The organism is uncultured Meiothermus sp. (genome assembly GCF_937863175.1).
In the GTDB taxonomy this organism is placed as follows: domain Bacteria; phylum Deinococcota; class Deinococci; order Deinococcales; family Thermaceae; genus Meiothermus.
In genome coordinates, this window is sequence record NZ_CALMCQ010000271.1 from 1 (window position 1) to 13,572 (window position 13,572).

13 protein-coding genes are annotated in these 13,572 nt (G+C 60.4%); 4 read left to right on the top strand and 9 right to left on the bottom strand.

The window, feature by feature from the left end; all coding sequences use genetic code 11:
* The 7 genes from Q0288_RS10095 to Q0288_RS10125 all read right to left on the bottom strand — a co-directional run.
* Positions 1-1,196 (bottom strand): S8 family serine peptidase (locus Q0288_RS10095; protein WP_299430002.1); only part of this gene is annotated, 1,196 nt, incomplete at its 3' end.
* A 13-nt stretch (positions 1,197-1,209) separates the two neighbouring features.
* Positions 1,210-3,144, bottom strand: a complete 1,935-nt coding sequence (locus Q0288_RS10100; protein ID WP_299430004.1) for an Ig-like domain-containing protein — start codon at positions 3,142-3,144, stop codon at positions 1,210-1,212.
* Between the two features lie 420 nt (positions 3,145-3,564).
* A complete protein-coding gene (locus Q0288_RS10105; protein ID WP_299430006.1) occupies positions 3,565-4,206 on the bottom strand; it encodes an MOSC domain-containing protein in 642 nt (213 codons plus the stop codon).
* 12 nt (positions 4,207-4,218) lie between these two features.
* Positions 4,219-4,620 (bottom strand): DUF3054 domain-containing protein, encoded by a 402-nt coding sequence (locus Q0288_RS10110; RefSeq protein ID WP_299430008.1) that lies wholly within the window; start codon positions 4,618-4,620, stop codon positions 4,219-4,221.
* Between the two features lie 68 nt (positions 4,621-4,688).
* A complete protein-coding gene (gene lipA, locus Q0288_RS10115; RefSeq protein ID WP_299430010.1) occupies positions 4,689-5,660 on the bottom strand; it encodes a lipoyl synthase in 972 nt (323 codons plus the stop codon).
* The gene (lipB, locus tag Q0288_RS10120; RefSeq protein WP_299430012.1) at positions 5,657-6,337 is read right to left on the bottom strand and encodes a lipoyl(octanoyl) transferase LipB; all 681 of its coding nucleotides are present in this window, start codon (positions 6,335-6,337) and stop codon (positions 5,657-5,659) included. The genes lipA and lipB overlap by 4 nt, the downstream gene beginning before the upstream one ends.
* Before the next feature lie 74 nt (positions 6,338-6,411).
* Positions 6,412-7,350 (bottom strand): GTP-binding protein, encoded by a 939-nt coding sequence (locus tag Q0288_RS10125; protein ID WP_299430014.1) that lies wholly within the window; start codon positions 7,348-7,350, stop codon positions 6,412-6,414.
* A 97-nt stretch (positions 7,351-7,447) separates the two neighbouring features.
* Between Q0288_RS10125 and Q0288_RS10130 the strand changes: the two genes are divergently transcribed.
* From Q0288_RS10130 to Q0288_RS10145, 4 genes are all read left to right on the top strand, one after another.
* Positions 7,448-7,936 (top strand): FKBP-type peptidyl-prolyl cis-trans isomerase, encoded by a 489-nt coding sequence (locus tag Q0288_RS10130; protein WP_299430016.1) that lies wholly within the window; start codon positions 7,448-7,450, stop codon positions 7,934-7,936.
* Positions 7,937-8,290: 354 nt separating this feature from the next.
* The gene (locus tag Q0288_RS10135; protein WP_299430018.1) at positions 8,291-9,253 is read left to right on the top strand and encodes an L-threonine 3-dehydrogenase; all 963 of its coding nucleotides are present in this window, start codon (positions 8,291-8,293) and stop codon (positions 9,251-9,253) included.
* Position 9,254: 1 nt separating this feature from the next.
* Entirely contained in the window at positions 9,255-10,487 is a 1,233-nt protein-coding gene (locus tag Q0288_RS10140; RefSeq protein ID WP_299430020.1) for an aminotransferase class I/II-fold pyridoxal phosphate-dependent enzyme, read from the top strand.
* Between the two features lie 266 nt (positions 10,488-10,753).
* Positions 10,754-11,302 (top strand): NYN domain-containing protein, encoded by a 549-nt coding sequence (locus tag Q0288_RS10145; protein ID WP_299430022.1) that lies wholly within the window; start codon positions 10,754-10,756, stop codon positions 11,300-11,302.
* Positions 11,303-11,536: 234 nt separating this feature from the next.
* Here Q0288_RS10145 and Q0288_RS10150 read toward each other — a convergent pair whose 3' ends face one another.
* A complete protein-coding gene (locus Q0288_RS10150) occupies positions 11,537-11,800 on the bottom strand; it encodes a hypothetical protein (protein WP_299430024.1) in 264 nt (87 codons plus the stop codon).
* A 37-nt stretch (positions 11,801-11,837) separates the two neighbouring features.
* On the bottom strand, positions 11,838-13,572 hold a 1,735-nt coding region (locus Q0288_RS10155; protein WP_299430026.1), incomplete at its 5' end, for a DNA topoisomerase.

Genomic DNA, 13,572 nt, shown 5'->3' on the forward strand with positions numbered 1-13,572 from the left:
CTGGCCTGGGGGGCCACTCCCACCACCCCAATGGTGTTGGCCGCGGCCGCGATGGTTCCTGCAACATGGGTGCCGTGCCCCCCGGTGTCGGTGGGGTCGGCGTCCTCGTTGGCAAAGTCGTAGCCGTGCAGACCTGGGCAGACCCGGCTGCTGGGGTTGGGGTTGCGCCACAGGTTGGGGGCCAGGTCGGGGTGGGTGAGATCGGCCCCTTCGTCAATTACCCCCACCAGCACGCCCTGTCCGGTTACACCGCTGGCCCAGACCTCGGGAGCACCGATGCGGTGGATGCCCCAGAGCCAGGGGACATTGTTGTAAGTAAAGACCCCACGCAGCACAATGGTGAGGGGCAGCGGCCCGGTCAGCGTAGTGGCCAGGGGGGTGCCGAGAGCTGGCCCTGTAGTTACGGTGCCGCTAAAGTTGAAATTGCGGGTCTGGGTGCCGCTGGCATCTACCAGGCTGGTGTTCTGGCTGATGCTGGTCAGGGTGGCTGTCCAGGTTCCGCTCGAGCAGGTGGCATCGCAGGGGGTGGTGCCCAGGGCGGTGGGCCTGAGGGTGAAGGAGCCGACGTAGTTACCGCCCGCTTGCAGCGTACCCTGCCCGATCAGGTTCAGGTCGGGACTGAGGGCCACGGTGAGGGTAAGGCTGGCTCCGGTAGGGGTGACCTGGGCCGCTACCGGCAGGTCGGTAGTGCCGATACGAAGGCTGGCCTGCACGACGCCCGCTACACGGAGGCCGCTGGGGTTGTGCGCTCCGGCAGTGGCGAAAGCATCACCGGGCGGAACCTGGGTCAGGTAGGGATCGCTGGGGCTGAACTGGGCCGAAGGGCCGGATATCCGGTTGGCTCGTACGTTCTGGCGCTCGTTGGGAATCCAGAAGTTGGGCTCGGCATACTCGACGCTGGCCTGTGCGGCATACTGCTCGATAAAGCGCTGCTCCTGGCCCTTCGGAACGCTGACTAGGGCCAGAGTACCCCAGCCGTCGCTGCTGGTGCTCTCGATTACCCGGCTGCCCGACAGGGCCGCAACCGAACTCATCGAGACGCCCCCGCGAAACTTGACCAAAATTTCCCCGGCCACGGCCTGGCTGCCGTCAATGGTGGTCAGATCGGGGAGTCCCTGGGGGGGCTGGGTCTGGCGGGAGCTGCCGCAGGCGGCGAGAAGGATTGCAACGATGCTCAACAAAATAAACTTTTTCATCCTCATCACCCCCTTAGTTGCCGGTTCGGAAGGCAAAAGCCTCGCTGCCGGAGAAACGGTAGCCCTTCTCGAGCGACTGCACCAGCCAGGTGGAACCGGGCGACCAGCCGGTTTGTGGAACGTACCCCACCGAATTCAGGAAAGCCTCCGCAACCCGGCCTCGCGAGTTGTTCACCAGGTTGCTCTGGAACTGGGTGTTGCGGAAGACATTGAGGGCGTCGAGATCCACGTACCGAGCTGCTAACTGGGCATCGGGGTCTACCGAGATGTAGTCAATCATCTGGGCGTTCTCGTCGGCGGTCACGTCCCAGAAGTAGACCTTGTTGGGTTCTAAGCGAACCTGATAGATATTCAGGAAGGTCTCGGGGGTGTAGGTGGTCAGGATGGGTGCCCCGGTATCGCCATCGTAGAGCGTCACGGTATACACCGCCGGGCGATCCACCGCCCCCCACGACAGGCGGGGATTGCGGCTGACACCGGTAGCGCCATTGGCCGGGGCTTGCAGCACCGGCACCGCCATGAAGTCGGCTTTGTTGGCAGTCAGGTTGGTGCCATTGAACCAGCGATACACCACCGAGAACGCCGCTAGACTGCCTGCAGCGTCAAACTTCAGGGCCTGGCTTTCAGTGGTGATGGTCTGGGCTTGCTTGCCTGCGGGAATCCTGTAAACCCGCAGGTTGCGTGGCCCAGCACTGAAATCAAAGTAGGTTCCCAGGGTGATCCCGCCGCCGGTTACCGATGGCTCAAAGGAAACTTCGGTCAGCGACAGGGCATTGCCGGTAGGGCTGAAGTCGAAGCCGCCGGCTGCGAGGGCCGAGGTATCGTGACTAAAGGGAATCGAAGCTACGCTGGGATTGCTGGCCGGGTCGAAGTTTTGCAACCGAATTGGGTCTGCCAGGCTGGTGATCTGGCCATTGTTGATAAAGGTCTCAACCTGGGGAAGGTAGGCGAACTTGCTCCAGAAGAACTCACTGGCAGTGGCTGGGTTGCCGGTATCGGTTCCGGTGAAGTTGCCTGCCCAGACAAAGCCTTCGGTGGCAAACGAGTTGAGACTGCTGATGACGGGCATCAGGAAATTCCCACCGGTGCGGCTGATTACACCCTGGGTACCCCGGTAGGTCATCAGGCCGGTCTCCCCAGGCCTCAGTGGGACTGCCGCCAGGCTCAGGCCCGAAGGGCGAGCGCCGGTGCAGGCGGGGGGGGAGGTGCGGTCGGGGGCGCTGCTGCCGGGCAGCGGAGTACCCACCACCGGGGTGGTTCCATCGGTATCAACGAGTCGCCCGGTAATGCAACCAAAGCGGGCTGGGGCCAAGGGGTTGAGTGCTTGAGGGCCACCGGGCAGGTAGATGTTTAGTTCACGCGAAGCACCCAGGTTGGACACATAGGCCGAAAGGGGCACACTGTCGTAGCTGAGGGCTCGCAGGCCCATGCTGCCGGGAGGTGGGATCACCATTATATCGAAGCCCCAGGGCCTGCCTCGAACCGGGATCTTAAAGGAGCCATCCACCCCGCTGGTGGCCCGGGCCTTGACCTGGCCAAAGTTCAATAGGATGGTGGCTCCCGCCAGGGTACTGCCCCCCGAGCGAGCGGTCTGGTAGACCCGGCCCCTGACGTGTGAGATGTTGACCCGCACCTTGGTGCTGCCGCTTTGTACAGTGCCAGTGGCCATGGTGGCGCGGGCGGTGAACGCCATCTCGCCGTTCTGGTCTACGGTAAAGTTGACCTCCTGGACAAAAGGTGCCGCAGTGTCTTCGCCAATCTTGCGGCTGCCTTCAAAAAACTCGACCTTGCTAACCTGACCACCCACCTCGGCGGAGAGCTGGATGCTGCCCTCTTCGGTCACCTCAGCAAGGCTGCTGTTGAGCATAAAGGCGTTGGAGGGCTGACTGGTACAGCCGACCAAGACCACACTTCCCAACAAGCCTACCCACAATGCCCTGTGTAGCATGGAACCTCCTGGCTTTCGTCAAAGAAGCTTCGGGTTTACTAGACCGGGATGTTTAGACAATGTGCGGAACCACCTCCCCGATGCAGATGCAGATGCTTTCTAGACGCCTCAATATATAACTTTGTTAACGATAAATTAACTTGTCAAGTGCGTAACCTGAAATCGTTACGTTAGGTTAACGACCTGATCCAGTGCGGGCCCGGTTTTCTTGACAATTACAGGAATCCATCAGGTAATGGACTGAACGGGACAGGTACCGAGTAAGTGCGGCATTAGCAGCCCATTAAGCTGCCTGGGGCTCCCCTGGCTAAGGGTATCGGCGACTACCGCGTTTTGGGAAAGCTGCTGGGTGAGGGGATGACGGTCTGGCAAGTATGCAGCTTTTCAGAGGGGAAGGTCGAAAAGGAGCAGTAAGAGGGATCAAGGCCCTTCCAGGGATTGCAGCCGGTCGGCAAATACCCTCCGGGTTCGCTCGGCCAGCGGGGCAGTGAGGATCCAACGAAGCCTGGCAACCTCGGGGGTTTTGTGGTACCAGAGACTGAACACGTCCATCAGGGTAGCGGTGTGGGCTGGGACTGCTATTTTTTCGATGGGTTGATTGCGCTGGATCTGGCCGGCCTCGAGCACCCTGGCATAAAACCCCGGACGCTGGGCCTGGCGGAACTTTTTTACGAACTCGGGGTCGTTCATACGAGTAGCCAGAGTCGAGCAGGGAATGCGGGGAGCGCTGACCTCGAGCAGCAACGTGCTCATCCGAAAACGGTCGCCAATTCGCACGGGCTCGGGGCCGAAGCTCGAGAAGGTCAGGTTCTCGCCAAAAGTCCCGGGTTGCAGCGTCTCGCCCAACTGCTCCATCCACCAGTTGTAGTCCTCGGCGCTGTAGACGTAGACCGCCTGGTCGGGGCCTCCGTGATGCTCCTGGTCGTCCACGTGGTCGCCCAGTAGCCCTAAGGTGAAAACCTGGGCCGTCTCGACCGGGCTTTTGTAGATACCGGTGGTGGTGTCGCGGTTGCCTATTTGCATGGGCTGGGGTTTGCCCAGGTTGATGGATCGCAGGTGCATACTACCAGCTCCTTATGCTCTGGCCCGGCTACGCCGCAGCACAACCCTGGCCAGCAGACGCCAGGCCAACAGCAAGACCAGGGTGGCACCCAGCGCCACGGCCCAGAAGACCAGATAACTAAGATCGAAAGATCTTTCCAGTACTAAAAACCGTAGCCAGACCCCTGTGCTTACCGCAATTGCCCAGGTGTAGAGCAGGTTCTGCCAGGTGGGCCGGGTGTAGGTACGCAAGAAGGGGGTTATCATCCACCAGACCAGCAAAATGGGCAGAGCGTTGCGCAGAGTACCGCTCAGGGTGATGGGCTCGCTATGCGCTTGCAGGCCAATGATGGCGAACAAAATGATGCACAGGTAATCGCCCAGGGCCAGTATCCGGCCCACCGGGTTTGGCTTTCGGATGGGGGTTTCGGTCATGGCCGTGCTGGGGAGTAGGCGAGAACAGGGTTGCCCTGGCTGTTGTTCTGGCCCCTTCTCTCGTGCCCTTAGCCCGTTGTCGCCTTGAAAAACACCTTCTCGGCCCGGTACGAACTGCGCACCAGCGGCCCACTAAACACTTCCATGAAGCCTTCCTGGTAGCCCCACTCCTGGTATCGGGCAAACTCGTCCGGGGTCACATAGCGCTCGACCGGCAGGTGATGCCTGGTGGGGCGCAGGTACTGCCCGAAGGTCACGATGTCCACTCCTACTGCCCTGAGGTCGCGCAGGGCCTGGCGGATTTCTTCGTCGCTCTCGCCGAGGCCCAGCATCAGGCTGGTTTTGGTTAGCACCTCGGGGCGCACTTTTTTGGCGTGTCCCAGCACCTTCAAAGTCTGGTCGTAGCCTGCTCTTGGGTCGCGAACGCGCGGGGTCAGGCGGCGGACGGTCTCGAGGTTGTTGGCAAACACCTCCTGCCCGCCCTGCAAGACGGTTTCCACATCGGCCAGCTTGCCCTGGAAGTCGGGGGTGAGGGTCTCGACCTTGACCGCAGCGTCGCGCAGCTTGATCTGCCGCACCACCTCGGCGAAGTGGGAGGCTCCGCCGTCGGGCAGGTCGTCGCGGTCTACCGAGGTCAGCACCACGTACTTGAGGTTCATCTCGGCCACTGCCTGGGCCACGTGCAGGGGTTCGAGCGGATCCAGCCAGCCTTTGGGATTGCCGGTGTCTACTGCGCAAAACTTGCAGGCACGGGTACACACACTCCCCAGTACCATGATGGTCATGGTGCCGTGCCCCCAGCACTCGCCGATATTGGGACACATGGCCTCCTGGCAGACCGTGCTGAAGCGCAGCCGCTGGGTCAGCTCTTTAAGGCGCACGTAGTTGGGGCCAGTGGGAGCTGTCGCTCGCAGCCAGCCAGGCTTGTTGCGATCTACTGGCTCGGGGCGCTGGGTGGCAACCCCGTTGGGCACGACCTCGAGTTCGATCAGACCCCCGGTCTGGAAGTCTTCAAGCTGCACGGTTTTGCGATTGTTCATGCCAGTTCCTTTTCAAAGGAGGGAAAGACCGCCTCAAAAGCCTTTATAACCCGCTCGACCACCTCATCCATGCTAACTAACCGGCCCAGGATTTTCTGGAGCGAGGTCACCCCCTTGTCCTTGAGGCCACAGGGCACAATCAAGCTGAAGTCGTCAAGATTGGTGCTGACGTTTAGGGCAAAGCCATGCAGGGCTACGTCCTGCTTGACCGCCACCCCGAAAGCGCAGAGCTTCTCCTCCTGGCTCGGCCAGCCCTCCACTGGCGCGGCCCGCCTGACCCAGACCCCGGCATAGCCCGGCGTGGCAAAAGTCTCGAGGTCATAGGTGGCGGCCACCGCCATGATGGCCTGCTCGAGCTGGCGCAGAAACCCCCGCACCTGCCGTCCCACCGGGAAGATCGGATAGCCCACCAGCTGGCCGGGGCCATGATAGGTCACATCACCCCCGCGTTCGATGCTGAAGAGTTCGATACCCAGAGCCTGGTACTGCGCTTCGCTCAAAAGCAGGTTGTCAGGTTTTGTCGCCCGGCCCAGGGTGAGGGTGCGGGGGTGCTCCAGGAGCAACAGGGTGGGTTTTCGCTGTCCCGCTACCACTTCGGCATGTACCTGTTTCTGATACGCCCAGGCCGGGCCGTAGGGCACCCGGCCCAGTTTTTCCACCTCGAAGGCGGCCCTCATGCCCCAGAGCATACTCCAGCCGCATGGCCTGGACTGGCATGAAGTCACAGAAGAGATGGCAGGGGAGGGGGGGTTCACCGCACCTGTAAGGCCCGGAAGGCTTCCTCGTACTCGAACTGGTTCAGGCCGCGTCCGATGACCACCAGTCGGGACGGGACGCTGGCTGGCTGGCTGGACTGCTCGAGGCTGAAGATCTCGCGCACCGACTGGTAGAGCACCTGTTTGTCAAAGCCTTTTACGCTGAGGAAACCCTTGGCGCGGAAGACCGCATCGGGCCGGGAGATCAGGTACTGGTCAATAAAGGCATTTACTTTTTGCCGCTCCAAAAGGTTGTTGGTGGTGAGGGTGAAGGTCTGCACATCCGGCATGTGCAGGTGCTGGTGGCCCTGCGGCTTCCACTCGAGGTCGAAGGCCCGCAGATGGAGCACCTCCTCCGGGTTAACCCTGGACTTTGAAGTTGGATGTATCTGACACAGTGGGTTAATTTTGCGGATCAGGCGCTCGGCCTCCTCCACCTGTTTTGGGGTGGCCAGATCGGTCTTGTTGAGCACGATGGTGCTGGCATAAGCGAGCTGGATTGCCCCCTCCGGGCCGTCGCGCAGGGTCTGCTCGAGGTTGCGTGCATCGGCCACCCCAATAATGCCGTCCAACTCGAACCTGGTGCGGGCAAACGGATCCATCACGGTCTGGGCTACTGGCACCGGGTCGGCCAGGCCCGATAACTCGATCAGGATATATTCGGGTTTGTCTTTGCGGGAGATGATCTTGAACAAAGCCGAGACCAGATCTTCGCGCCCCACACAGCACAAACAGCCGTTGGACAGCTCGGCGATGCCGTCGGTGTCCACATTTTCGATCAGCGAACCATCAATCCCGCTTTCGCCGAACTCGTTGACGATAATCCCGAACTTGCGGTGTCCAGAGTTGATCAGGTGATTGACCAGGGTGGTCTTGCCAGCCCCCAAAAAACCGCCAATCACACTGACCGGGATGCGTTTTTGAAACTGAGGCATAGGCTCTACAATACCCCAGACCAAAGTGGGCCGAGCAACTCGATATACATTTGGATGCGAGTATATAGTGATAATGTATTCTCAACAGGAGAAGTCAATGAAAATAAGGCAATACTGGGTGATCCGTTTCGAGTACCTGCTGCAAATTGACGGCGAAGTGGTAGACCGTAGCCAGGAGGGCCAGCCGCTGACCATCCTGACCCAGTTTGCTCCCGACCTGCCTGCGGGCCTCGAGGCTGCCCTGGTGGGCAAAAAACCAGGAAACTACCGGGTGCAGATACCGCCTGAGCAAGCCTACGGCCCTTACGATCCGGCCAGGCGGGTGGAGGCTGAGCGGGACAACCTGCCGGAAGAACCCCGGCTGGGGGGAGCGTTTACTGCAGAGGGAGAAGATGGACGATCCTGGTTGTACCGGGTGGTGAAGATGGAGGGGGGTCGGGTGGTTCTCGACGCCAACCACCGCTGGGCAGGGAAGACCCTGGAGTATATCTTTACAATCCACAGCGTACGTCCCGCCGATGCCGAAGAAGTTGCTCACGGGCATGTCCACGGCGAGGGTGGGGTAGTACATCCCATGAAAGAGTGAGTCTGGGGGGCAGGGAACCCAAGAATGTTTTGAGCATCGCTAACCGGTAACCCTGTCTGGGTGCGCCCACGATAGAAATTTCGGGGATGGTTTTACGCGGTGCGCTTCGGGGGTTTGCGTCGGCGCGGCTCTGTGGCTAGCGCAAATGCCTGACGTGGAGATCCTTTGAGGGTCGTTGTCATTCTGAGCGGAGCGTTAGCGATGGGAAGAATCCGATGCGCTGTGCAGCAAGTGGCGCCGGCATACTGCTAAAGGTCAGGCCCTCCATTCCATACCCACCACAAAACAACCCTTTCTTAGGTAGGCCCTGGTCGAGAGGCGGCACGACAGGGAAGTCCGTTAAGATAAGGGCGTATGACACGAGTTTTGATTACCGGTGCGCTGGGGCAGGTGGGCTCGGAGCTGGTTCCCGCGCTACGCTCGCTCTATGGCGCCGACCTGGTGCTGGCTACCGACTTACGAAGCCCTACCCCCGAACACCCTGTCTGGGCTGGCCCCTTCGAGCTGCTGGACTGCACCGATGGGGAGCAGCTGCGGGGGTTGCTCGAGCGCAATCGTATCCGCGCCATCTATCACCTTGCGGCCATTCTTTCGGCCCGGGCCGAAGCCCAGCCCGAGCTGGCCTGGAGGGTCAACATGGAGGGTCTCCGCAACGTTTTGGAGGTAGCCCGGCAGGCCCACTGCCAGGTTTTTGTGCCCAGTTCGATTGCGGCCTTTGGACCCAGTACACCCCATGACCCCACGCCCCAGGACACCATCCAGCGTCCCAATACGCTCTATGGCGTGACCAAGGTAGCGGGCGAGTTGCTCTGCGACTACTATGCCCAGCGTTTTGGGTTGGATGTGCGGGGTCTGCGCTATCCCGGTCTGATTTCCTACACTGCGCCTCCGGGTGGGGGCACCACTGACTACGCGGTGGAGATTTTCTATCAGGCCCTAAAGCACGGCCATTACACCAGCTTCCTGGGGCCGGATACCCGCTTACCCATGATGTATATGCCCGATGCAGTCCGGGCCACCCTCGAGCTGATGCAGGCCGAGCCGCAATGCCTGCGTCATCGCAATGCCTTCAACATCACGGCTTTTAGCTGCACTCCCGCCGAACTGGCCGCAGAAATCCAGAAACACCGGCCCGATTTCGAGATGCACTACGCGATAGACCCGGTTCGCCAGACCATAGCCGAATCGTGGCCATACAGCCTTGACGATAGTGCTGCCCGGGAAGAATGGGGTTGGAAGCCCCGGTTTGACCTGGCGGGCATGACGGCAGACATGCTGGAAAAACTGTCTGAACGCACCGGGTCGAAGGAGGCTTGAAATGCCCTTGACCCGTCTAAGCACTGTTTTGCGTCAGAGTGTGGAAGCACTCGAGCAAGAAGGGCGTCGCAAGGGGCATGAAGCGGTCGTGTTGGGGGTATTGTCGCCGGAAGGGATCAGGGGGCCGCGCTATCTGCTGGAAGGGTATGGAGCCAGGCCTTTTATTCGCATGAACTCCAACAGCTACCTGGGGCTTTCGCGACATGCGGCGCTCAAGAAGGCCGAGGAAGGTGCCATAGAACGCTTTGGGGTGGGGCCTGGAGCCGTGCGTTTCATCAGCGGCACCTATGCCCCCCATGTGGAACTGGAGCGTCGTCTGGCGGACTTCCACCAGCGCGAAGCTGGCATCATCTTCTCCTCGGCCTACGCCACTGTGTTGAGCGTGGTGGCGCCCCTGACTACAGACAAAACCGTGCTTATCAGCGACGAGCTCAACCACAACTGCATCATCAATGCGGCTCGTCTGGCCCGGCCTTTAGAGAAAGTGGTGTACAAGCACCTCGACCTGCCTGGGCTGGAACAGGCCTTGCAAAAAGCTGCTGCACTGGGCGCCCGGCGGGTCTTGATCCTGACCGATGGGGTGTTTAGTATGCGTGGCTCGCACGCGCCGCTGGCGGAAATTTCGCAGGTGGTGCAACAATACGACAGCCAGTTTGCTGAAAATGCCATTTTGATTGTAGATGACTCGCACGGGGTGGGAGCGTTCGGCCCCACGGGGCGAGGAACCGAAGAATATACCGCTGCCCATGCCGACATTTTGATCGGTACTCTGGGCAAAGCGTTTGGGGTGAACGGGGGTTATGGGGTGGGCTCGAGCGGACTAATCGCCTATTTACGTGAGTCTTCGCCGATGTACATCTACTCCAACCCCATCACCCCAGGCGAGGCCGCGGCCGCAGTAGCCTCGCTGGAACTGCTGGACCACCTCGAGGGTCAGCAGCGCCTCCGCCACCTTCACACCATGACCAGCCGCTTCCGCCAGGGCCTTCTATCGCTCGGCTATGAGTCTTTTCCCGGTGCACACCCGGTGGTGCCACTGGTGTTGCGCGATGGGGCTCTAACCAACCGCCTGGTGCAGTTTTTGCGAGAACGCGGGGTTCTCGCGACCGCGATTGTCTATCCAGTAGTCCCTCGAGGGGAAGACTCGATCCGTTTCCAGGTCTCCGCCGAACATACCCAGGCCGATGTGGATGAAGTGCTTGGGATCTTGCAGGAATTTAAGCCACATACCTGATAGATCGGTTCGAAAGATCACGGCAGGTTTTCTCATCTGCGCCCTATGGAGTCCAACCGCCCGCCGGGGCGAGTGCCCAACCGTTGTCCGAGCTTGACGCTCACAAACATTCGCAGGAAGCACTCGGAGCGGCAATGTTGAGTAGAAGCAGCGTCGAGATCAACCACCGAGCGGTATCTGACCCAGTCCGGGCATGCCAAAAACAGACAGAAAATGGCTGGGCGATACTTTGTTGGTTCTGATAGCCCTCTATCATAACTTCAACTATGGATCGGGTAGCGGTATTTATTGATGGCAGCAACCTTTATAAAGGCCTGGTTTCCACGCTTGGAACCGACTACCGGCTGGACTTTATCAATTTCGTCACGGCGCTTGCCGCGGGGCGTTCGCTGTTGCGGGCCTATTATTACAATGCCCCCCTGCCCAATGAAGACCCCGCTGCCAAAGCCCACCAGAGCTTTCTCAACTACCTGAAGCGGGTGCCCTATGTGATGGTGCGCCTGGGCCGTTTAGAGCGACGGGGTGATGGTTTTGTGGAAAAAGGAGTGGACATTCAAATCGCTATAGATATGCTCAAGCTGGCCTATGCCGATGCTTACGATGTTGCGGTTCTGGTCTCGGGCGATGGCGACTTTGCGGAGGTACTCAAGGTTATTCAAGACATGGGCAAACAAGCCGAAAACACAACCTTCCAGGTGCTGTCGTCGTATCGTTTGGCCCAGCAAGCCGACAAATACTACCCGCTGGACGAGCTTCCCTGGGATCGGCTGCGGGCCCGGAGCTTTGAACCCGAAGCATTCCCGCTTCAGGATTAAGTGCCTCCACGGTATGTTTGCCGCTGTGCCTGGCCGGCCTGCGGTTGGGTACTGCGCCCGTGAGCGTGCGGCTTTGCTGGCTGACTTCACGGGTTTGATCCACTCAACAGGGCGGTTGCTGTAGCAGGCGCACCCCTTCAGGGAACCTGGGGCGGCTCGCGCATTGCAGGGGGCGGAATCCATACCTGAACCGCCCTACACCCCGCAAAGCACGCTCGAAAGACGTTTGTGACCCTACCGCAGTTTCCAGACCGCGATCACGCTGGGATCAACCGGGGAAATCAGGTGGGGCTCCTCGAGGTGGGCGGCCTCGCCTTTACGCATATGCAGATAGCTTTTGTCGGGCAGGTCAATCACCACCTCACCCTCGAGCAAAACATACATACGCGCCTCATCAACCTGCTCGGGCTGGGTCAGCAGGTACGAGCGAAACCCCTCAATGCCGGGGAACCGGGCTTCTCCCAGGCGTTTGGCAAGCCGCACCAGGTGGAGTTTCATACGGGGTCGGGTGTTGAAGTTCAGGGAGCAGCGCGCCTCAGGCCCCAACCGCTTCCTTGCGGGCTTTACCATACTCCATGCGCAGCTTGAACATGGCCTGGCGGAAGAGCTTGAGGGTATCGTCCTCAGATTTGCTTATGGCTTTGGCAGTCTCGGCCACGGCCTTTTGTTGCCCTTGACAGCGGCGGGCTATGTCGGCTTGTTCTGCAGTCAGACCGGCCTGACCAATCAGGCGCTCGAGGTCGGCCCAGGTTGCGCCAGGTTCGCGGGGTTTCGGTTTTGTTGCTTTGCCCCTGGCTCTGGCCTTTACCTTAGATTCCTGGCCCCCGCCAGGGGGTGCGCGTAGCGCATACTCGCTGTGCGAGTAACCTATGGCTGCTTTGCTTTTCCCATATTCCATGCGTAGCTTGAACATGGCCTGGCGGAAAAGCTTCAGCACCGATTCTTCAGGCTGGTTGAGCTGCTTGGCTACCACAGCAACTGCTTTCTGCTGTCCCTGGGTGCGCCGCGCTACCTCGGTCTGGTTGTCGGTCAGGCTCACTTGTGCGATCAAGGGCTCGAGGTCGGCCCAGGTAGCCGATGGTTCGGCGGGTTTTCCCCCGTTCTTGCCCCTGGCTTTTGTCCTGTCTTTTAACCCGCGCCCAGCTCGACGCTCGTTCAGAGCTTGCAGATCGGGGCCGCCATAGCGCACGCAACCGGGGTTGGAGCAGGCTCGCCTGCCCGAGCGACCCTTAGCCATCTCGTTCCAGCCGCAAACAGCGCACTTGTCCGGTACCAGCGGATCGAATACCAGGAAGTCACAGGTCTGGTTGTTGCAGCGGAAATACGGCTTGCCGCGCTTGCTGGTTTTTTGCACCACCTCACCCGCATGGCATTTGGGACACTCGATACCGGTGGAGGGGGCTTCGTCGCGGGTATAGGTACACTCGGGGTAACGGTTGCAGCTTATGAAGGTTCCATAGCGCCCGTGGCGACGCACCAGCTGACCCTGGCTGCACTGCGGGCAGGTCTCGCCAATCAATTCGGGCGCCTTCTTGATTTCCAGGCGCTCGGTGTGCTTGCACTCGGGGTAGCCGGTGCAGCCCAGGAACTGGCCAAACCTCGAGACCCTGAGCTCCATAGGGCGTCCACAGACCGGGCAGAGCTTTTGCGGAACTTTGGCATAGTCCTTGAGGAAGGGCTCGTAAAACTCGCGCACCACTTTGGGCCATGGGGCCTTGCCCGCCTCGATATCGTCGAGCCGGGTCTCGAGCTGGGCGGTAAAGTCATAGGCCACCACGTCGGGAAAACTCTGCACCAGATAACCCGTCACCTCGCGCCCCAGCGGTGTGGGCCTGAGCGATTTGCCCGAGCGCTCGAGGTAGCTGCGGCGTTCCAGGGTATCAATGGTGGGTGCATAGGTCGAGGGCCGCCCGATGCCCATCTCTTCCAGCATCTTGACCAGGCTGGCATCGGTATAGCGCGGGGGTGGCTCGGTAAAGTGCTGCTCGGGCTTTAGTCCCAGCAGTGCGGCGGGGGCGTTTTCACGCAAGGGCGGGAGCAGGTTCTCGGCATCGTCGCCCTCCTCACGCCCATACACCCGCAAAAACCCATCAAATTTGAGCACCGACCCCACCGCCCGGAAGACCAGTGCTCCGCCGGCGACACTCACCGTGGTCTGGTCGAAGACGGCGGGGGTCATCTGCGAGGCCACAAAGCGTTGCCAGATGAGCTGGTAGAGTCTGAACTCCTCGTCTCCCAGGTGCTTCTTGATCGAATCGGGGGTACGGGGG